The organism is Stenotrophomonas sp. IS26 (genome assembly GCF_054188265.1).
The window spans coordinates 40,208-57,904 of record NZ_JBSZJV010000004.1; the positions used below are offsets into that span (position 1 = coordinate 40,208).

General features: G+C 66.4%; 19 protein-coding genes and 1 tRNA gene. 8 read left to right on the forward strand and 12 right to left on the reverse strand.

The features are described from left to right. The gene (locus tag ACW6W5_RS05455) at window positions 1-789 is read right to left on the reverse strand and encodes a MipA/OmpV family protein (RefSeq protein ID WP_152153409.1); all 789 of its coding nucleotides are present in this window, start codon (window positions 787-789) and stop codon (window positions 1-3) included. Window positions 790-904: 115 nt separating this feature from the next. Here ACW6W5_RS05455 and ACW6W5_RS05460 point away from each other — a divergent pair, with 115 nt between their 5' ends. Beyond that, window positions 905-1,579, forward strand: coding sequence for a response regulator transcription factor (locus tag ACW6W5_RS05460; RefSeq protein WP_121038329.1), 675 nt, complete (start codon window positions 905-907; stop codon window positions 1,577-1,579). Further along, window positions 1,576-2,940 carry a sensor histidine kinase gene (locus ACW6W5_RS05465; protein ID WP_121038326.1) on the forward strand — a complete coding sequence of 455 codons (1,365 nt, stop codon included), beginning with the start codon at window positions 1,576-1,578 and terminating at the stop codon, window positions 2,938-2,940. Before ACW6W5_RS05460 ends, ACW6W5_RS05465 begins: the two co-directional genes overlap by 4 nt. 60 nt (window positions 2,941-3,000) lie before the next feature. Here ACW6W5_RS05465 and ACW6W5_RS05470 read toward each other — a convergent pair whose 3' ends face one another. Further along, on the reverse strand, window positions 3,001-3,258 hold the full coding sequence (locus ACW6W5_RS05470) for a peptidase (RefSeq protein ID WP_193222835.1): 258 nt from the start codon (window positions 3,256-3,258) through the stop codon (window positions 3,001-3,003). Window positions 3,259-3,523: 265 nt separating this feature from the next. On the opposite strand from ACW6W5_RS05470, the gene ACW6W5_RS05475 reads away from it, so the two are divergent. From ACW6W5_RS05475 to ACW6W5_RS05485, 3 genes are all read left to right on the forward strand, one after another. Continuing rightward, window positions 3,524-4,582, forward strand: coding sequence for a linear amide C-N hydrolase (locus tag ACW6W5_RS05475; protein ID WP_152153411.1), 1,059 nt, complete (start codon window positions 3,524-3,526; stop codon window positions 4,580-4,582). Between the two features lie 118 nt (window positions 4,583-4,700). Then, a complete protein-coding gene (locus ACW6W5_RS05480; RefSeq protein ID WP_121038317.1) occupies window positions 4,701-4,904 on the forward strand; it encodes a hypothetical protein in 204 nt (67 codons plus the stop codon). 167 nt (window positions 4,905-5,071) lie between these two features. Further along, window positions 5,072-5,629 (forward strand): DUF3011 domain-containing protein, encoded by a 558-nt coding sequence (locus tag ACW6W5_RS05485; protein WP_121038314.1) that lies wholly within the window; start codon window positions 5,072-5,074, stop codon window positions 5,627-5,629. Window positions 5,630-5,746: 117 nt separating this feature from the next. On the opposite strand, the gene dxs is transcribed toward ACW6W5_RS05485, so the two are convergent. From dxs to ACW6W5_RS05530, 9 genes are all read right to left on the reverse strand, one after another. Further along, window positions 5,747-7,657, reverse strand: a complete 1,911-nt coding sequence (dxs, locus tag ACW6W5_RS05490; protein WP_152153412.1) for a 1-deoxy-D-xylulose-5-phosphate synthase — start codon at window positions 7,655-7,657, stop codon at window positions 5,747-5,749. Window positions 7,658-7,773: 116 nt separating this feature from the next. After that, complete coding sequence (locus ACW6W5_RS05495; protein WP_088432555.1) at window positions 7,774-8,433, reverse strand: HNH endonuclease; 660 nt, start codon at window positions 8,431-8,433, stop codon at window positions 7,774-7,776. A gap of 276 nt (window positions 8,434-8,709) precedes the next feature. Continuing rightward, entirely contained in the window at window positions 8,710-10,503 is a 1,794-nt protein-coding gene (locus tag ACW6W5_RS05500) for an acyl-CoA dehydrogenase C-terminal domain-containing protein (RefSeq protein ID WP_152153414.1), read from the reverse strand. Between the two features lie 47 nt (window positions 10,504-10,550). Then, on the reverse strand, window positions 10,551-11,036 hold the full coding sequence (locus ACW6W5_RS05505) for an LEA/WHy family protein (RefSeq protein ID WP_152153416.1): 486 nt from the start codon (window positions 11,034-11,036) through the stop codon (window positions 10,551-10,553). Between the two features lie 171 nt (window positions 11,037-11,207). Further along, window positions 11,208-11,747, reverse strand: coding sequence for a lipocalin family protein (locus ACW6W5_RS05510; RefSeq protein ID WP_152153418.1), 540 nt, complete (start codon window positions 11,745-11,747; stop codon window positions 11,208-11,210). 123 nt (window positions 11,748-11,870) lie between these two features. Beyond that, on the reverse strand, window positions 11,871-12,569 hold the full coding sequence (locus ACW6W5_RS05515) for a hypothetical protein (protein WP_226956673.1): 699 nt from the start codon (window positions 12,567-12,569) through the stop codon (window positions 11,871-11,873). 144 nt (window positions 12,570-12,713) lie between these two features. Then, entirely contained in the window at window positions 12,714-13,238 is a 525-nt protein-coding gene (locus ACW6W5_RS05520) for a hypothetical protein (protein ID WP_152153419.1), read from the reverse strand. 107 nt (window positions 13,239-13,345) lie between these two features. Continuing rightward, window positions 13,346-13,421, reverse strand: a tRNA-Phe gene (locus ACW6W5_RS05525). Between the two features lie 203 nt (window positions 13,422-13,624). Beyond that, window positions 13,625-14,806, reverse strand: a complete 1,182-nt coding sequence (locus tag ACW6W5_RS05530; RefSeq protein WP_152153421.1) for a YbfB/YjiJ family MFS transporter — start codon at window positions 14,804-14,806, stop codon at window positions 13,625-13,627. Between the two features lie 93 nt (window positions 14,807-14,899). Between ACW6W5_RS05530 and ACW6W5_RS05535 the strand changes: the two genes are divergently transcribed. Next, window positions 14,900-15,706, forward strand: coding sequence for an AraC family transcriptional regulator (locus ACW6W5_RS05535; RefSeq protein WP_152153423.1), 807 nt, complete (start codon window positions 14,900-14,902; stop codon window positions 15,704-15,706). Here the strand turns inward: ACW6W5_RS05535 and ACW6W5_RS05540 are convergent. Then, window positions 15,696-16,085, reverse strand: a complete 390-nt coding sequence (locus tag ACW6W5_RS05540) for a hypothetical protein (protein ID WP_121038291.1) — start codon at window positions 16,083-16,085, stop codon at window positions 15,696-15,698. The genes ACW6W5_RS05535 and ACW6W5_RS05540 overlap by 11 nt on opposite strands. Window positions 16,086-16,310: 225 nt before the next feature. On the opposite strand from ACW6W5_RS05540, the gene ACW6W5_RS05545 reads away from it, so the two are divergent. Both ACW6W5_RS05545 and ACW6W5_RS05550 read left to right on the forward strand, forming a co-directional pair. Beyond that, window positions 16,311-17,333 carry an NADP-dependent oxidoreductase gene (locus tag ACW6W5_RS05545; protein WP_193222836.1) on the forward strand — a complete coding sequence of 341 codons (1,023 nt, stop codon included), beginning with the start codon at window positions 16,311-16,313 and terminating at the stop codon, window positions 17,331-17,333. A gap of 124 nt (window positions 17,334-17,457) precedes the next feature. Next, complete coding sequence (locus ACW6W5_RS05550; protein WP_183073677.1) at window positions 17,458-17,628, forward strand: hypothetical protein; 171 nt, start codon at window positions 17,458-17,460, stop codon at window positions 17,626-17,628. The last annotated feature ends 69 nt before the right edge of the window (window positions 17,629-17,697 follow it).

Consider the following 17,697-nt stretch of genomic DNA (forward strand, 5'->3'; position numbering starts at 1 on the left):
TCAGAATCCGTAACTGAGGGAGAGCGCGGCGGTATCCATGTGGTCGCCACGGGTCATCGGGCTGTCGCGCACGGCATCGGCCAGCGAGGTGCGGCGGATCGACGCGGTCGCGGTCCAGCGCGGCCCCAGCGGCATCACGGCGGCAATGTCCATGTAGGGCGACACACCGCTGCCGGACGAGTAGCGCGCCAAGCCGCTGCGTGCCGCTTCGCGCTCACTGACGCCGAAGTAGTAGTCGTTGAGATCGGCGCTGGTGTAGGTCACGCCCACCGCGGGCATGAAGGTCACGCGGCCGGCCGGGATCGGGTAGGCGTACCGGGCATCGGCCGAGAAGCCGCCGCCGTGTCCGGTGACTTCCGCCTGCGCATTGGCCTGCAGTACGCCCCATTCGGCCTGGTGCCGCCAGGAGACGCCCAGCATGCCGGACAGGCTGCGGTTGTCGAGCTGGCGCAGTTGCGGGTCGTGGCTGTCGCGGCGCTTGAAGCGCATCACGTACGGCGAGGCGGTCAGGGCAAGCTCGGACTGCGCGGTCTGGTGCAGGCGATAGCCCACGCTGCCACCGCGGAAGAAGAACGAACGGCCTTCCCAGCTGACGATCGGGGCGGCCAGACGATCGGTGTCATAGCCGGCGTAGGGGGCCTTGAGCGCCACGACGGCGATGCCGATGCTGCTTTTCCTGGCGCCCTCGGGCGCATCAGCCGCCTGCGCACTGGCGGCGGTGAATGCACTGGCCAGGGCCAGGCCAAACAGGGGAAGGGAAGGGCGCGGGGAACGAAAACGGACGTGCATGGACCTGCCGAGGGGGAACAACCGGAGTGTCATGGTGGGCGCCCTACATTGTCGGAACGTTACGTCCGGCTGCGCGGTACCATCGCCTCCTTCGTACCCCGCAAGGCACCGCCCCATGCGCCTTCTTCTCCTGGAAGATGATCCGGAAATGGCCAGCGCGATCCAGGTCAGCCTGGCGCGCCACGGCATGGTGATCGACGTGGTCGGCACGATGGCGCAGGCCGATGAAGCCCTCAAGGCCGGCGTCCACCAGATCCTGCTGCTGGACCGGCAGCTGCCCGACGGCGACGGTGCCAGCTTTGTCCGGATCGCGCGTGAGCGCGTGCCGAACCTGCCGGTGATCATGCTGACCGCGCGCGATTCGGTGGCCGATCGGGTCACCGGCCTGGACGTGGGCGCGGATGATTACCTGACCAAGCCGTTCGCGGTCGAAGAGCTGCTTGCGCGCATCCGCGCGATCTCGCGGCGGCCCTCGCAGATCACCCTGCCGGTGTTGTCGCTGGGCCGGCTGCAGTTCGATTTCGTGGCGCGCGAAGCCCGCGTGTCAGAGCTGCTGCTCGCGCTGCCGCGGCGGCAGCTGCTGGTGCTCGAAGCACTGGCACTGCGGCAAGGGCGCACGGTGGGCCGCGCCTCGTTGCTGGAAGCCGTGTACGGCTTTGACGATGCCATCCAATCCAATGCGCTGGATGCGCATGTCTCCAAGCTGCGCAAAGCGCTGCTGGAAGCCGACGCGGGCGTGGAGATCCACGTCATGCGCGGCATCGGGTATCTGCTCAAGGACACGCCGTGAGATTGCTCAAACCCGATTCGCTGGCGTTCAACCTGGTGTGGAAGGTCTGCCTGATCCAGGCGGCCACGATCGCCCTGGCGTTGAGCGCGATGGTGTTGACCTACGGCGACCGCCGTTCGGCCTATATCGACTGGAAGACCAGCGACCAGATCGCATCGGCCATCACCTTCGGTGCCCAGGGACTGGAGGCGGATCTGCCGAAGGTGGCGCTGGCCGTGCCACGGCCGCCGGCGATGTTCTGGTTCGCCGCGGCCGATGAGCGTGGCCGACGCCTGGTGCATGGCGATGTTCCCGTGCAGTACCGTCAGTTGGTGGCACGGCTGGATCAGATCGAGCAGACCGACATCCGTACCCGCATCAATGCCGATGCGCTTGCCGTGCGCGTGGTGGTCGTTGTTCGGCCGGAAGGGCGGTTGCACGTGGCGGTAGGCGGCATTCCCGAACGCAGCATCGTGCGGCAGCTGCTGTTGATCTTCCGCTACCTGGGCGGCTGGATCGCGTTGCCGGTGCTGGTGATCACGCTGGTGGTGGCGCCATGGGTGATCCATCGCGCGCTGCGCGGGGTCAACCGCGTGGCGGCGCAGGCCGCAGCGATCCAGGTCAACGAGCGCGGCAGCGGCCTGGATACGCGTGCCGTGCCGCTGGAGATCTATCCGCTGGTGGACGCCTTCAACGCGGCCGTGCGCCGCATCGGTGAAAGCTACGATGCGCAGGATCGCTTCCTCGCCGGTGCCGCGCATGAGCTGCGCATGCCGATCGCGATCCTCGCCACGCGCCTGGCCGATCTGCCGCCCGGCGATGCGCGTTCGCGCCTGCAGCTGGACCTGAGCCGGCTGAGCAACATCGCCGAGCAGCTGCTGGATCTGCAGCGGCTGGACCGGCATGGCAGCCAGTCCCAGCGTATCGACCTGTCCGCGTTGACCCGCGACGTGGCCGCCGATGTCGCACCACTGGTGGTGGATGCCGGCTACGGTTTTTCGGTGGATGCTCCGGATCAGCCGATCTGGGTCCGCGGGGATCCCCATGCGCTGCACCGGGTCATCGCCAGCCTGCTGCAGAACGCCATCGCCCACGGTGGCGGCCGCGGCATGATCGCCGTGGCGCTGCATGACGATGGGGGCCTGTCGGTCAGTGATGAAGGCCCCGGCGTGCCGGAGGCGGAGCGCTTGTCCGTGTTCGAGCCGTTCCACCGGTTGCGGCCCAGCGGCAGTGGCAGTGGGTTGGGCCTGCACCTGGCGCGCGAAATCGTGCTGCGTCACGCCGGCACCATCGCCGTGGACAGCGCCCCCGGTGGTGGCGCGCGGTTCCTGGTGGTCCTGCCAGTGGACGCGCGGCCGTTTCCGGGCGCGTCCCCGGCATGACGCCCTGTCCGGCCTGTCCTGTTGCGCCGCCTATGAGGAGATGAGCGTGCTATGACGAGATCAGCGTGGCGCCGGCGCGGCGCAGTAGGCGGTGATGGCCTCGGCGGTGTTCTCCAACCCGTTTGCATTGGCCAACTCCCACGGACGTTCGCACTGCTGTGTGCGTTCGCACCAACGGTAGCCTGCCGAGCCGATGCACCTATGCGCATCGCGGTCCGCACCGGGTACGCCTGCCGTGGGCGAGGAGGGTGACGGCGCAGGATGGGCGCAGGCGGTGAGGGCGGCGAGCAGGGGAAGCAGGGTGGCTCGAATGGGCATGCAGGCTCCGTAGGCGCTTGAGGTCGCGGGCAGTCTCGCGCCGGGTCCGTCGATGTCACGTGCAGGATGCAGGGTTCACTCCTCCATCACCGGGCGTGGGCTGATATGACGCTGGAGGATTCCGCCGATGCTGCGTTGTAGTCCGTGACGAGCACCGCGGAGCGCGATGATGCGTTGAAGCAGGATGCGTGCGACCCGCCTGTGTGGACATCGCCGGTATCAGGTTTGACGCCAGGTTGTCAGCGCCACTGCCAGGAGGCACGTCATGAAAACACTGTTTTCGATCCGTCACATCGCATTCGCTGCGGCGCTCACCTGCGTCTCCGCCCGGGCCGATGCCTGCACCCGCGTGGTGTATCTGGGCGACAACCAGGATGTGATCACGGCCCGCTCGATGGATTGGAAGAGCGATGTGGCCACCAACCTGTGGGTGCTGCCCAAAGGCATCGACCGCGATGGCCAGGCCGGCCCGCGCTCGATCCGCTGGACCTCACGCTACGGCAGCGTGGTCGCCACCGGGTATGACATCTCCACCACCGATGGACTCAACGAAGCGGGGTTGTCAGCCAATCTGTTGTGGCTGGCAGAATCGCAGTACCCGCAGCAACGTGGCAGCAAACCGGGATTGGCGATCTCGTTGTGGGCGCAATACGTGCTCGACAACTTCGCCACCGTTGCCGAGGCCGTCGCCGCGCTGGAGCGCGAGCCGTTTTCGATCGTGACGGACAAGGTGCCGGGCGAGTCCCGGCTGGCCACGCTGCACCTGTCATTGTCCGATGCCAGCGGTGACAGCGCCATCGTGGAATACATCAACGGCAAGCAGGTGATCCATCACGATCGCGCCTATCAGGTGATGACCAACTCGCCGGTGTTCGATCAGCAACTGGCGCTCAACGCGTACTGGCAGGAGATCGGTGGCACCGTGATGCTGCCCGGCACCAACCGCTCGGCCGATCGCTTCGCCCGCGCGAAGTTCTACATCAACGCCATTCCCAAAAGCGAGGATCCCGTGGTCGCATTGGCCAGTGTGTTCAGTGTGATCCGCAATGTGTCCGTGCCGTATGGCATCACCACGCCGGGTGAGCCGAACATCTCCTCCACCCGCTGGCGGACCGTGGCCGACCACAAGCGCAAGCTGTATTTCTTTGAATCGGCGATGACGCCCAATACCTTCTGGGTAGACCTCAACAAGGCCGATTTCTCGCGCGGTGCCCCGGTGTTGAAACTGGACCTGGGGCCGGACCAGCGCAACGTGTTCGCGGGCGACGCGCTGCCCCGGTTCCAGCCGGCCGAGCCGTTCCGGTTCCTGGGCACCGACGGCTGAGCAAAATCAGACTAATCCGATAACAACGGGCTTCAACCTGCTCTATCGTTCCTGCTGAGGGATGGATCCCTCACGTCGTGAGCTTTTCGCCCAGGCATGCCGCAAAGGAACGATCCGCATGGTGATCAAACTGCAACACATCGAACGCCGCTGGCACGTCGTGCACCCGGCCAAATCCGCACCGATTGCGTTCCGCAGCGGGGCCACCGCCTTCGATTTCGCCGATGCCCTGGCACGCGAGTACCATGCCGAGACCGGCGACAGCAGCGCCGTCCGGGTGCAGGTGCTGGAGACCTACGTGGACGCCGTCCGCTACGGCTGAGCCGGCCATCCAAGGCTGTTCGTGCGGATGTGACCGCCGGCCGCCCGCCCAGTCAGCCACGCGTCGGGTACCTAAATAGGGGATGAAATCAGCGACTTCTGGCCTATGTCGCGGCGCCGGACGATCACCGATCCTGTGCGCCTCCCCCAACACGCAACGAGGATCCCATGTCGAACACCAGCCCTTCCCAGGCCGCCAGACGATTGCGCTGGGCCGTGGTGCCGGCGCTGATGGCGCTGGCCGGCGCTGCCCAGGCGCAGAACTACGACCGCTATGACGACGGTTACAACGGCGGTCCGGTGCGCTGCGAATCGATCAAGAACCGCACGCAGCAGTGCGCCTTGCCAGGGCGTGCACGCCTGGTGCGGCAGATCTCCGGCTCGCCCTGCGTTGAAGGCCAGACCTGGGGCCAGGCACGCAACGGCGTGTGGGTGACGCAGGGCTGCCGGGCCGAGTTCATTGCCGAGGGCGGCCGCGGCGGCCGCTGGAATGGCGGTGGGGGCGGCTGGGGCCACAACGGCGGCGGCAACAACGGCCGGGGCCAGATCCTGACCTGCGATTCCAACGACCATCGCCGTCAGCGCTGCGTGGCCAATGTCCGCCGCGAGGCGCGGCTGATCCGCCAGACTTCGCGTAATGCCTGCATCGAAGGGCGGACCTGGGGCTGGGACCGCACCGGCGTCTGGGTGGATGGCGGCTGCCGCGCCCAGTTCCAGATCTACTGATGGCTGGTGCACAGCGCTTGAGCGCCCCCTGAGTGCTCAAACGAACGAGGCCGCGTCGATTGGACGCGGCCTCGCTGCTTTTTGCGGAGCACTCGCCCAAGGGCGGTGGGCAGCGTGTCAGCCTGCCGCGCTGAGCGTCTGGCCGCTCTTGACCAGCATCGGCCAACGCTTGAGCACGGCCTGGCGGATGCCATCGGCATCGATGCCGGCTTCGGCCAGCAGGTCTTCACGGCTGGCATGGTGCTGGAAGCTGTCCGGCAGGCCCAGGTGCAGGAACGGCTTGAGCACGTTCTCGGCATTGAGCAGCTCGGCCACGCCGGAGCCGGCACCGCCGGCGACCACGTTGTCTTCGATGGTGACGAACCCTTCGTGGCGCTGCGCAAGTTCCAGCAGCAGGGCCCGGTCCAGCGGCTTGATGAAACGCATGTTGACCACGGTCAGGCCCAGTTCGCGGCCGACCTGTTCGGCGGCCGTCACGGTGCTGCCGAACGCGAGCAGGGCGATCCGGCTGCCCTGCAGGCGCAGATCGGCCTTGCCGATCTCCAGCGTGGCCAGATCCGTGCCGGCGGCGATGCCGGTCCCGCTGCCACGCGGGTAGCGCACCGCGGCCGGGCCGGCATAGCGCAGCCCGGTGGTCAGCATCTGGCGGCACTCGGCCTCATCGGACGGCGCCATCACCACCATGTGCGGCACGCAGCGCAGGAAGCTCAAATCCAGGTTGCCGGCATGGGTCGCGCCATCCGGGCCGACCACGCCGGCGCGGTCGATCGCGAACAGCACGTCCAGCTCCTGAACGGCCACATCGTGCACCAGCTGGTCGTAGGCGCGCTGCAGGAAGGTCGAGTAGATCGCCACCACCGGCTTGGCGCCCTGGGTGGCCATGCCGGCCGCCAGGGTCACCGCGTGCTGCTCGGCGATGGCCACATCGAAGTAGCGCTCCGGATATTCCTTGCTGAAGCGCACCAGGCCCGAGCCTTCGCGCATCGCCGGGGTGATGCCCATCAGCTTCGGCTCGGCCGCGGCGGCATCGCACAGCCAGTCACTGAAGACGTCGGTATAGGTCGGCTTCTTGGCCCCGCCCTTGGAGACCAGGCCCTTGTCCGGATCGAACGGGCCGACCGCGTGGTAACCGATCTGATCACCTTCGGCGCGCTCGTAGCCCTTGCCCTTGGTGGTCATCACGTGCAGCAGCTTCAGGCCCTTCAGGCTCTTGAGCGTCTTCAGCGTGGCGACCAGCGCCGGCACGTCGTGGCCGTCGATCGGCCCGGTGTAATGGAAGCCCATTTCCTCGAAGAACGTGGACGGCACGAACATGCCCTTCCAGTGCTCTTCCCAGCGCTTGACGAAGCGCGCGGTCGGGTTGTGCTTCTTGTCGCCGAGGATCTTCTTGCCGCCTTCGCGCAGCGCATTGAGCGTGCGGCTGCCGGTGGCGCGGCCGAGCATCTTGGTCAGCCCGCCCACGGCTTCGGAGATCGACATGTTGTTGTCGTTGAGGATCACCAGCAGGTTCGGTTCCTGCTCCATGCCGCCGGCGTGGTTGAGCGCCTCGTAAGCCATGCCGGCGGTCATCGCGCCATCACCAATCACGGCCACGACCTTGCGGTCATCGCCTTCGGCCTGGCGTGCGATCGCCATGCCAAGCGCCGCCGAGATGGAGGTGGAGGAATGGCCGACGCCAAAGGTGTCGTACTCGCTTTCCTCGCGCTTGGGGAACGGCGCGACGCCGTCCTTCTGCTTGACCGTGTGGATCTCGTCGCGGCGGCCGGTCAGGATCTTGTGCGGGTAGGTCTGATGACCCACATCCCACACCAGCTGATCGACGGGCGTCTGATAGAGGTAGTGCAGTGCGACGGTCAGTTCGATCACGCCCAGGCCGGCGCCGAAATGGCCGCCGCTCTTGCCGACCGATTCAATCAGGTAGGCACGCAGTTCATCCGCGATCGCGGGCAGTTCGGATTCTTCGAACCTGCGCAGGTCATCCGGTGACTGGATGCGCGCAAGGCGGGGATAGCGGGCGGAATCGATCATGTTTATCGCGCTTCTTCTGAGCGCCTATTTTCCCCCCCAAATGAGGGTGGGGCAAGCAAACCGCCTTTTCAGTGAGTAAACGGTGACGGAGGCTGCGACAGAACGTCGCAGCGCGCTCAGGCGCAGAGCTTGGAACGCTTGGGCAACTGCGCCTTCAGGAAGGCCATCTGATCGGCCAGGATGTTGCGGTTGGACAGGATCATGTGTTCGATCCAGCTCGGCCGATAGGGCACGGCGAGCAGCGGCATGCTGGCCTGCTGCGGGGTCCGGTTGCTCTTGCGCGAGTTGCAGTGGAAGCAGGCGCTGACCACGTTCTCCCACACGTCCAGGCCCCCCTTGGACAGCGGCATGACGTGGTCGCGGGTCAGCTGCGGGCGGTTGAACTGTTGCCCGCAGTAAAGGCACAGGTGCGAATCGCGCGCGAACAGCGCGGGATTGGACAGATTCGGGGTGGGGTCGATCGCGCGGGAGCGCGCATGCCCGCGGGCGGCGATGATCGGGTGCAGGTCCAGGCCGCTCTGCAGGCCGGTGGTGCGGCAGATGCCGCCGTGGATGTGCAGGCAGGGGTCGCCCAGGGTCCAGGCTACCGCGCCACGCGCGTAGAGGCAGGAGGCGTCCTGCCAATTGATCCAGTCGAGTACGCGCCCGTGGGCGTCCAGGGCCAATAACCGCACCGATCCGGGCCGATGCAGCGTAACGATCGGCGACACCTCGGCGACCGGGGCGGACGAGGCTCCGGTATCGATCAGACCCAAGCGTGTAGTGTCTGTCTCCATCGGGAAAACAGCTTATACCCGAATCGTTACGAATTGGGTATAGGGGCTTGCGCCCCTACCCGATTCGTAACGATTCGGACAGGCATTCCACCTTGACCCCCCGCCTTCGGCGCGCCCCCTTGAACATCAAGGGGGCTTTTCTCCAGAAGGTGTATCCGGGGTGCCGACCAACGGTCGGCACCTGCCGACGATCAGGCATCGGTGTTCCGACTGCCGGTCGGCACCTGCGGGGCAATCAGATAGCCACCGACCGTTGGTCGGTGGTCTGGCGACCGATCAACCTTCGCCGAAGTGCGCGTCGGTCATGGCCATCAACGGTTCGGCGCCGGACTGGATCGCGGCGGCGTGGCTGAGCGTGCGCGGCAGCACGCGGGCGAAGTAGAAGCGGGCCGTCTCGCGCTTGGCCTGCTTGAACGCGTCGCTCTGCGCCGAAGCATCGGCGGCGGCGACGCTGCGGGCCCACCAGTAGGCCAGCACCACATAGCCCGAGTAGAACAGGTAATCGAAGCTGGCTGCGCCGAGTTCGTCCGGGTTGGTGGCCGCGCGCTGCAGGGTCGCCATGGTCAGCGTGGCCCATTCGTCGGCCTTGGCGCGCAGCGGGGCAATGAACTCGGCCAGCGCTTCGTTGCCTTCATTGGCCTTGGCGAAGGCCTCGATCTCGGCCAGCATCAGCTTCAGCCCCGCGCCCTGGCTGGAAGCGGTCTTGCGGCCGATCAGGTCCAGCGCCTGGATGCCGGTGGTGCCTTCGTACAGCGTGGTGATGCGCGCATCGCGGGCCAGCTGCTCCATGCCGTGCTCGCGGATGTAGCCATGGCCACCGAAGCACTGCAGCGCGTTGTAGGTGTTCTCGATGCCCCATTCGGTCTGGCAGGCCTTGGAGATCGGGGTCAGGAAGCTCACCAGCGTGTCCGCGCGTTCGCGCTCGCCGGCATCCTCGGCGTGGTGGGCGACGTCGATCAGGGTCGCCGCGTGCAGGGCCAGCAGGCGGCTGCCTTCGACCAGCGATTTGATGGTCAGCAGCATGCGCCGCACATCCGGGTGGACCAGAATCGGGTCGGCCGGCTTCTCCGGATTCTTCGCACCGCTCAACGAACGCGACTGCAGGCGGTCGCGGCTGTACTTCAGCGCGTTCTGGTAGGCCCGCTCGGAAAGGCCGATGCCCTGCAGGCCGACGCCCAGGCGCGCGGTGTTCATCATGGTGAACATTGCCTGCAGGCCCTTGTGCGGTTGCCCGACCAGATACCCTTCGGCACCGTCGAAGTTCATCACGCAGGTGACCGAGCCCTTGATGCCCATCTTGTGTTCGATCGAGCCGCAGCGCAGCGCATTGCGCTCGCCCACCTTGCCCTCGCGATCGACCTTGAACTTCGGGGTGACGAACAGCGAAATGCCCTTGGCCCCGGCCGGTGCATCCGGCAGCTTGGCCAGCACCAGGTGCACGATGTTCTCGGTGAGGTCGTGCTCGCCGGCGGTGATGAAGATCTTGGTGCCGGTGATCGCGTAGCTGCCATCCGCGTTCGGCTCGGCCTTGGTCTTGAGCAGGCCAAGATCAGTGCCGCAATGCGGTTCGGTCAGGCACATGGTGCCGGTCCAGCGGCCTTCGATCAGCGGCTTGAGGAAGGCGTCCTGCTGCCAGGCCTCGCCATGCTGCTTGAGCGCTTCGATCGCACCGTGCGAGAGCAGCGGGAAGTTGCCCCACGCCAGGTTGGCGGCGTTGATCATTTCGTTGAGCGGCACGCCCAGCGTATGCGGCAGGCCCTGGCCGCCCAGTTCCGGTGCCGCGGTCAGACCGGTCCAGCCGCCGTCCACGAACTGGGCGTAGGCCTGCTTGAAGCCCGGCGGGGTGGTGACCTCGCCGGTGGCCTGGTCGAGGACGCAGCCGATCTCATCGCCTACGCTGTTCAACGGCGCCAGCACGCTGGCGCTGAAACGGCCGGCTTCTTCCAGCACGGCATCCACCACATCGGCGGTGGCATCGGTCAGGCCAAGGCGCGCGAACAGCGGCTCGACCTTGAGCACGTCATGCAGGGCGAAACGGATATCGGAAAGCGGGGCGGTGTAGCTGCTCATCGGGGACAGTCTCGATCAGTGGCGAAGGGTGGCGGAAAGCCCGCCGGTCAGCGCAGGACGCCGGGCAGGCCGGGAGCCTGGTTGAGCGTGCTGCGGCTATCAATCTCGAACGTGCGTTGCTTCTTTTCCTGCGGGGTGGCGCTTACCGTGCCCTTGAGCGAATAGCCCAGGGTGCGGTTGCCGGCCAGTGCATCGGCCATCACCAGGCGGGCGCCCGAGCTCGGTTTGATGTCCACGTTGACCACATCGGCCGAGACCCCGCCAATGGACAGTGCGGGCTTCAGCTGCAGCTGCCCGGCATCCTCATCGCTCACCTTCAACTGCAGCGCGACGTTGTCGAAGGTCATGGGCATCGAACTGAAGTTCTGCAGGCGCAGCGCAACCGTCCAGCTGCCATCGGCACGCACCGTCAACTCCTGCACGCTGGCGGCCGGCTCGGAAACGCGTTTGACCGTCTTGTTGCAGGCGGTCAGGGCCAGCGAGGCGACGACGATGAGGGCAAGGGCGAGGCGGGGACGGAAGCGGTGGGACATGGCGCAATCCTCAGGCGGGTGTTGCATGGGTACGAGCATACTACGGCGTATGGTGTTCGCGCTGCCTGTGGCAGCGAGACGCAAGGGTAGGGCACCGGGATGACCGGGCCACGTGCTTTTAGTCGTGGGGAGGGCCGGGCCGGCCCGGGCGTGGCGTGAGGCCGGGCCGGGTCAGTCCAGCGGCGCCATCACCCGCAGCGGGGCGAGGTCATAGCCCATCGCCTCGGCGCGGGCCTTGAGCTGCTCGAACAGGGCGGTATCCATGCTCGGCGACCGCGACAGGATCCACAGGTACTTGCGGTCCGGTTCACCGACCACCGCCCATTGGTACTCCGGGTCCAGTGCGATCACCCAGTAGTCGGCCCAGACCAGCGGCACCCAGGACAGCCAGTCCGGCACGAAGCGCACCTGCAACCGGCCCGGTTGACCCTCGACCGGGCGTGCCACGCCATCGGCGGCGACGCGGTCGCCATCGGCTTCGCGGCAGGCGTTGTGCACGCTGATCCGTCCATCGGCACGCAGGCTGTAGGTGGCGGTGATGTCGCCCACGCATTTCTTCTGGAACGAGACCGGCAGGTGCGCGATCTCATGCCATTGGCCGGCATAGCGGTCCATGTCCAGCGTCTCCACCGAGGTCACCGGCGCGGCGGCCCAGGCCGACCCGGAGGCGGCGAGGGCGAGCAGGGCACTGATCAGATAGCGGCTGCGCATTGTCGACACTCCACACAAGACGCAGCGAGCTTAGGCACAGGCTGAGCGAAATTTGTGAATATTCCGTCATGCAGCGGCCGTCGCAAACCGCTGACGCGCGCGTGGCAGCGTCCGGCATCCGCGCTACTGGCGGTCAGCGGAGAGTTCCCGCGTCGCGTTGCCGTGCTCGTCCAGGAAGCGCACCTTGGCATCCCCCGCGGGCGTGACCACCAGTTCCAGTCGTGGCTTTCCCTGGCTATCGCGCAGGGTCAGCATGGCATCGCGTGCATCCGATTTGCCAAGGAACACGCGCTCGGTGATGGCAGGGATGCCGTCGCGATGAAGTGATTCGTCCCGCTCGGAGAAGAACGGACGGTCCAGGCCATCGGCAACATCATTGAAGGTCAGCCCGGCGTAGTGTGTGCCCGCGTCGTCCACGCCCAGCAGCTGCATCTGCTGGTCCTGCTGATAGCGATCGAAGGTCAGGCTCATGCCGCTGGAGGACTTGCCGTTCTTGTCGAGCGAACCGTTGTAGATCAGCCCGCCGTTTTCCGTGCCTTCATCGTTGAAGAACAGCATGCCTGCCATCGGGCGCGGATGAGGTTGTTCCTTGTTGTGAATGACCACGCCAGGAAACAGCGTGCGATTGGAGATCGCCAGCCGCAACGTTCCGTCAGGTTCCTTGATGTTGATGCGCTGCGCATCAATGACGTCAAAGCTGGCGCTGCGCTGTGACGTCGCACCCATCATCAATGCGGCCATGGTGAGCAGGCCGGCCGCTGCGCAGCCCAGCGTCAGTCGCCGTTGGTTTCGCTGCAGATGCGCGATCTGCGCCCGCAGCACTTCGATGCCTTCGGACATTCACCTCTCCCTGTGTGTGCGGCCATGGGGACGAACAAGCGCGGCCGCAGACGATCCTGTCCGCCGGGTGAGCATGCCAGCGCGTGGCGATGGACGGCAAGGCGCGCAACGGCCTGCCCGCGGAAATCATCCCTGAGCGGTGTGCCCGCTTTGCAGCGCGCGATGGATCTCCGCCTCGATCATCGCTTCATCGTCGCGTGCGGCCCAGCGGCTGATCGTGACGATCACCAGCACCGCGCCGGCCATGAAGTAGGCAGCAGGCACCACCGCCAGACTGGCCAACAGCGCAGGCGCGAGGTCGTGTGTGTGTTGCCAGTGCTTCACCACCGCCACCAACGGAACGATGAGCAGGCTGACGAACATGCCGATCATCAGGGTGCGGATGAAGGGATGCATCTGGAACGCACCTTCAAGCCGCGTGCCGCGTTCGGTGGGGATGCACTGACCGATGAAATACGGCTTGAAAGAATTGGACACGAACGGGCGCGTCCAGCACAGGCGGATCCGTTGAGCGGAGGCCGTCCCGCGCATTCCGGCGACAGAGAGACGCGGGCCATGCTGGATCGACTGCTTGAGGCGCAGCACGGTCACATCGATCGGGGATGTGCTGTGGAAGGTAACGGGACGTTTGCCGAACAGCGCGGCGAACAAAGCACGAACCATGTGCGGAACCTCCTTCCTTGAACGCTGCGCGATGTGGCGACGCCGCACAACAGACAAAAAAAATGACCTGCATTTCTGCAGGTCATCTGAAATTGTGGTGGCCGGGGACGGAATCGAACCGCCGACACGGGGATTTTCAATCCCCTGCTCTACCAACTGAGCTACCCGGCCACTTCATCGCTGCGTTGCCGCTGGCGAGGACGCGAATAATACGGAGGTATGAGGGGTTCGGCAAGCGTTTCGCGAAAAAAATTTCACATTTGTTTCCAAACCCGTGTCCGCCCACATCCAAGTGCTTGATCCAGCGGGCCCGAGCACATCACACAAGCGCATGAACGTCGGTTCAGGCGGATGCTTTCCGCCGGTGCAGTTGATCAGCCCGTGGTGGATCGTGGGTCGTCGGGAATGCACCACAACAGCACGAAGCCGATCACCATCATGATCGCCGCCAGCACCAATGCGCCCTGGTAGCTGCCGCTGTCGCGCGCCAGCGTGCCGGCGATCGCGGGGGCGATGATCTGGGCGACGCCATAACTCAGCGTCAGCGTCGCCATCGCCTTGGCAGGATTGTGCGGGTAGTGGCGACCGACCACGGTCAGGGTCAGGCTGACGATGCCGGCGAAGGTCAGGCCGAACAGCACGGCGCTGGCCGCGCCGGCCCACAGCCCGCCATCCAGCAAGGGCAATACGAAGGACGTAGCCTGCAACGCATAGGCGAGCATCAATGCACGGATCAGTCCAAGCCGGTTCGAGAGCCGATCCCAGGCAAACGTCGAGGGGATGGCGGTGAGGCCGACCAGGACCCACACCCAACTGCCGTGGCCGGCGAAGGCAGGGGTCTGCACCAGGATGGCGACGATGAAGGTCGCGCTGACCACGAAGCCGACCCCCGCGCAGAAGTACGAGGCGATCAGCGGCCAGCGCCAGCGCCGCCCGGGTGGCGGGGGAGCATTGGCCCCAGTGGCACTGGAGATCGCTGCCGGCGGCGGCATCCATGCCCAAGCCGGGATCAGGAACACCACCGCGAGGGTGCCCAGCGCGATCCACTGCCGGGAGGACGCCAGTTGATCGGCCATCGCCGCAGCCGCCAGGCCCGAGACCGCGATCCCCACCCCGAGGCCGGCGAAGTGCAGGCCGAGCTGTGGGCGGCGCTGATGGGCGAGCAGCCAGTTGAGCACCAGCCCGGAGGCGAGCAGCAGGCCGGCGGTGCTGGACAGGCCGGCCACGAAGCGCAGCACGCCCCAGGTGGCCATGTCCGTGGTGGTGCCCATCAGGCCGGTGGATACCACTGCCAGGACCAGTCCGATGCGGTAGAAGCGGAATTTCAGCTGCATGTCGCCGACCCGGGCGACCAGCACAGTGCCGGCCAGGTAGCCCAGATAGTTGAACGTTGCCAGCCAGCCGCCGCCGGCTGCCGTGAGCCCTGCGTCGAGTCGCATCACCGGCAGCAGCGGGGTGTAGGCAAAGCGCGCCAGGCCAACCGTGAGTACCAGCGCGCAGATGCCGGCCGTGATGACCTGCCAGGCGTGGCGGGGAGGCGGGATCAAGAGTGACATGGGTGGGGAGGGCAGCGGGGAGGGCCCATGGTCCGTGGACAGAGGTGACCGCGTCTTTCGATAGAATGACCCATCCTGTCGATGAGGCGTCACATGGCCACGGCGGAACCCACTGCTCCGGGTTGGCGCGAAGTCCTGGTGCCGCCGCTGCGGCGTCTGCCGTGGCCGGTGGTGGCGCGCAGCCAGCGGCTGGAGGCGGGCGAGCGCTTCCCGCCGCACGTGGACAGCTGGAACCAGCTGGTCCACGCCAGCACGGGTGTGCTGCAGGCCAGCGCGGGGCAGGCCCGTCACGTGATCACCCCGCATCAGGCGCTGTGGGTGCCGACGGGCACGCTGCATCACACCGGCGCGTTGAGCACTTCGGCATTCCGCAATCTGTACGTGGATGATGCCCCGGATCTGGGCATGCCCACGCGCTGCGTGGTCCTGGAAGTGTTACCGCTGCTGCGCGAACTGATCATCGAACTCGACCGCATCGTGCCCGATCACGACCGCACCTACTACACCACCTTGTGCACGCTGATCACCGCGCAGTTGCCGCGCCAGCCGCAACACACCCGGCACCTGCCATGGCCGCAGGACGCGCGCCTGCAGCGCTGGTGCCAGGCACTCTACGAGCAGCCGGCCGATACCCGCAGCGTGGAGGACTGGGCACCGTTGCTGGGGGCATCGGCACGGACTCTGGCACGCCATTTCGAACGCGAGACCGGCATGCGCCTGCGCGACTGGCGGTTGCGGGTGCGCCTGCTGCGCGCCATCGAGTGGCTGGCGCAGGGGCGTTCGCCCACGGTAATCGCGCACGAGCTGGGCTATGCCTCGGCATCGGCGTTCAACTACATGTTCCGGATCGAGATGGGCATGAGCCCGCTGCAATGGAAGCGCGCACGCACTACGGCGTGACCGGGCAGGCCAGGCTGACCAGCCGCTCATCCTCGAAGCGTGCACGGATCGTGCCGTTGTCGGCTTTGCCTGCGGGCCACTCCGCTTCGGCGCCCGCACCAGGCAGGGGATTGCCCAAGTGGAAGTACACGCGGCCACGGCTGTCCCCGACCTGCACTTTGTTGCATGCCACGATAGGTGAAGCCATCTCGCCGCAGTCGCCCTGCAGCAGGCACAGGCGCGTGTGGCACTTGCCTGCACCGGACGACCAATGGCCTTGCGCGGCCAGGCAACCGGGCTCGGTCGCCAGGATCGCCCAGCATGCCAAGCCGAACACCGTGGTGGCGGACATCAACACGGGCAGCAGGTAGCGGCGTCGGCTGGAAGAGGGAACGTTCATGACGCGATCATGCGCCTTGGCCTGCGGCGCGGGCAACGGATGATCGGTGCAGCGTATGGATGGAATGCTGTGACGCCATCCAGAGCGTCGGTCGCTGTCGCGCAAAGGCCAGGCCACCTCCGCATCGCGCCGCACCGATGGAACGCTGTTTTGCCCCCCATCTGGACGTGCCTGGACGGCGTACTGTCGGGATTCCTTTTTCGTCTCCCCCGGAGCGATCCGCTGATGAACGCACTCACCAACAAACGCATCGTGCTCGCTTCGCGCCCGAACGGCGCCCCGGTCGCGGCTAACTTCCGTGTCGAACAGGTGCCGGTTCCCGCGCTGGGCCCAGGCCAGGTGCTGCTGCGCAATCGATACCTGTCCCTGGATCCTTATATGCGCGGTCGCATGGAAGAAGGGCCGTCCTACGCCGCCCCGGTTGCGCTGGATGCAGTGATGGAGGGGCGCACCGTTGCCGAGGTGCTCGCCTCCAACCATCCGGATGTTGCGGCCGGCGAGCATGTCCTGGCACCGGGTAACTGGCAGACGCATGCCGTCATCGACGGCGATCAGCTCAGCCGCAAGCTGGAAGACAACGGCCTGCCGATCAGCACTGCACTGGGCGTGTACGGCATGCCCGGATTCACGGCGTACGTGGGCCTGCAGGAAATCGGCAAGCTGCAGCCGGGCGAAACGCTCGTGGTGGCTGCTGCCAGCGGCCCGGTGGGCGCAACGGTCGGGCAGATCGCCAAGCTGCAGGGTGCGCGCACGGTGGGCATTGCCGGTGGCGAGCAGAAGCGCGCGTATCTGGAAACGCTGGGCTTCGATGTGGCGCTGGATCACCGCGCCGACGATTTCGCTGCGCAGTTGCGTGCGGCGGTGCCCGACGGCATCGATGTCTACTTCGAGAACGTCGGCGGGCATGTGTTCGATGCGGTGGCGCCGCTGCTCAACGACTTCGCACGCATTCCGGTCTGCGGCACCATCGCTACCTACAACGCGCGCGGCGCGGTGCTGCCCGGGCCGGATCGGCTGCCCGGCTTCATGAGCCAGGTATTGCGCCAGCGCCTGACCGTGCGCGGCTTCATCCAGTCCGATCTGCACGCGTTCTTCCCGGCGTTCCTGCGCGACATGGGGCAGTGGTTGAAGGACGGCCGCGTGCAGTATCGCGAGGACATCGTGGCGGGATTGGAGAACGCGCCCGAGGCGTTCTTCGGCCTGCTCAAGGGGCGCAACTTCGGCAAGCTGGTGGTCAAGCTGGAGTGACCGACGCCTCACGCGTGAGCGCGCTGTGTGCGAGGCCGCGCCGATCGTGATTCGTGCATCACGATCGGCTGGTTAGTCTGCCCGGGAAGGCGCCGCCCCGGCGCCCGCACGAGTGAGTAGACCCATGGCTGACACCAAGCCCAGCGAACACGGCAAGCAGGAAGGCATCGAAGAAAGCCAGCAGGACCGCAAGCAGGACGAAACCGCCAAGCAGCGGCCGGGACAGACCGATCAGGCGATCCATGATGCAGGCACGCGCCGGCCGGAGCGCAAGGACAATCCCGAGGGCGCGTAAGCAACCGCGCGCGGCCTGCAGAAACAAGAACGCCCCGGGAATCTGATTTCCGGGGCGTTCTGTTGAATA

Bases quoted from the DNA above. Each gene is read 5' to 3' on its own strand.
- ACW6W5_RS05455 (WP_152153409.1), bottom strand. From the start codon at position 789: ATGCACGTCCGTTTTCGTTCCCCGCGCCCTTCCCTTCCCCTGTTTGGC.
- ACW6W5_RS05460 (WP_121038329.1), top strand. From the start codon at position 905: ATGCGCCTTCTTCTCCTGGAAGATGATCCGGAAATGGCCAGCGCGATC.
- ACW6W5_RS05470 (WP_193222835.1), bottom strand. From the start codon at position 3,258: ATGCCCATTCGAGCCACCCTGCTTCCCCTGCTCGCCGCCCTCACCGCC.
- ACW6W5_RS05475 (WP_152153411.1), top strand. From the start codon at position 3,524: ATGAAAACACTGTTTTCGATCCGTCACATCGCATTCGCTGCGGCGCTC.
- ACW6W5_RS05480 (WP_121038317.1), top strand. From the start codon at position 4,701: ATGGTGATCAAACTGCAACACATCGAACGCCGCTGGCACGTCGTGCAC.
- ACW6W5_RS05485 (WP_121038314.1), top strand. From the start codon at position 5,072: ATGTCGAACACCAGCCCTTCCCAGGCCGCCAGACGATTGCGCTGGGCC.
- dxs (WP_152153412.1), bottom strand. From the start codon at position 7,657: ATGATCGATTCCGCCCGCTATCCCCGCCTTGCGCGCATCCAGTCACCG.
- ACW6W5_RS05495 (WP_088432555.1), bottom strand. From the start codon at position 8,433: ATGGAGACAGACACTACACGCTTGGGTCTGATCGATACCGGAGCCTCG.
- ACW6W5_RS05500 (WP_152153414.1), bottom strand. From the start codon at position 10,503: ATGAGCAGCTACACCGCCCCGCTTTCCGATATCCGTTTCGCCCTGCAT.
- ACW6W5_RS05505 (WP_152153416.1), bottom strand. From the start codon at position 11,036: ATGTCCCACCGCTTCCGTCCCCGCCTCGCCCTTGCCCTCATCGTCGTC.
- ACW6W5_RS05510 (WP_152153418.1), bottom strand. From the start codon at position 11,747: ATGCGCAGCCGCTATCTGATCAGTGCCCTGCTCGCCCTCGCCGCCTCC.
- ACW6W5_RS05530 (WP_152153421.1), bottom strand. From the start codon at position 14,806: ATGTCACTCTTGATCCCGCCTCCCCGCCACGCCTGGCAGGTCATCACG.
- ACW6W5_RS05535 (WP_152153423.1), top strand. From the start codon at position 14,900: ATGGCCACGGCGGAACCCACTGCTCCGGGTTGGCGCGAAGTCCTGGTG.
- ACW6W5_RS05540 (WP_121038291.1), bottom strand. From the start codon at position 16,085: ATGAACGTTCCCTCTTCCAGCCGACGCCGCTACCTGCTGCCCGTGTTG.
- ACW6W5_RS05545 (WP_193222836.1), top strand. From the start codon at position 16,311: ATGAACGCACTCACCAACAAACGCATCGTGCTCGCTTCGCGCCCGAAC.
- ACW6W5_RS05550 (WP_183073677.1), top strand. From the start codon at position 17,458: ATGGCTGACACCAAGCCCAGCGAACACGGCAAGCAGGAAGGCATCGAA.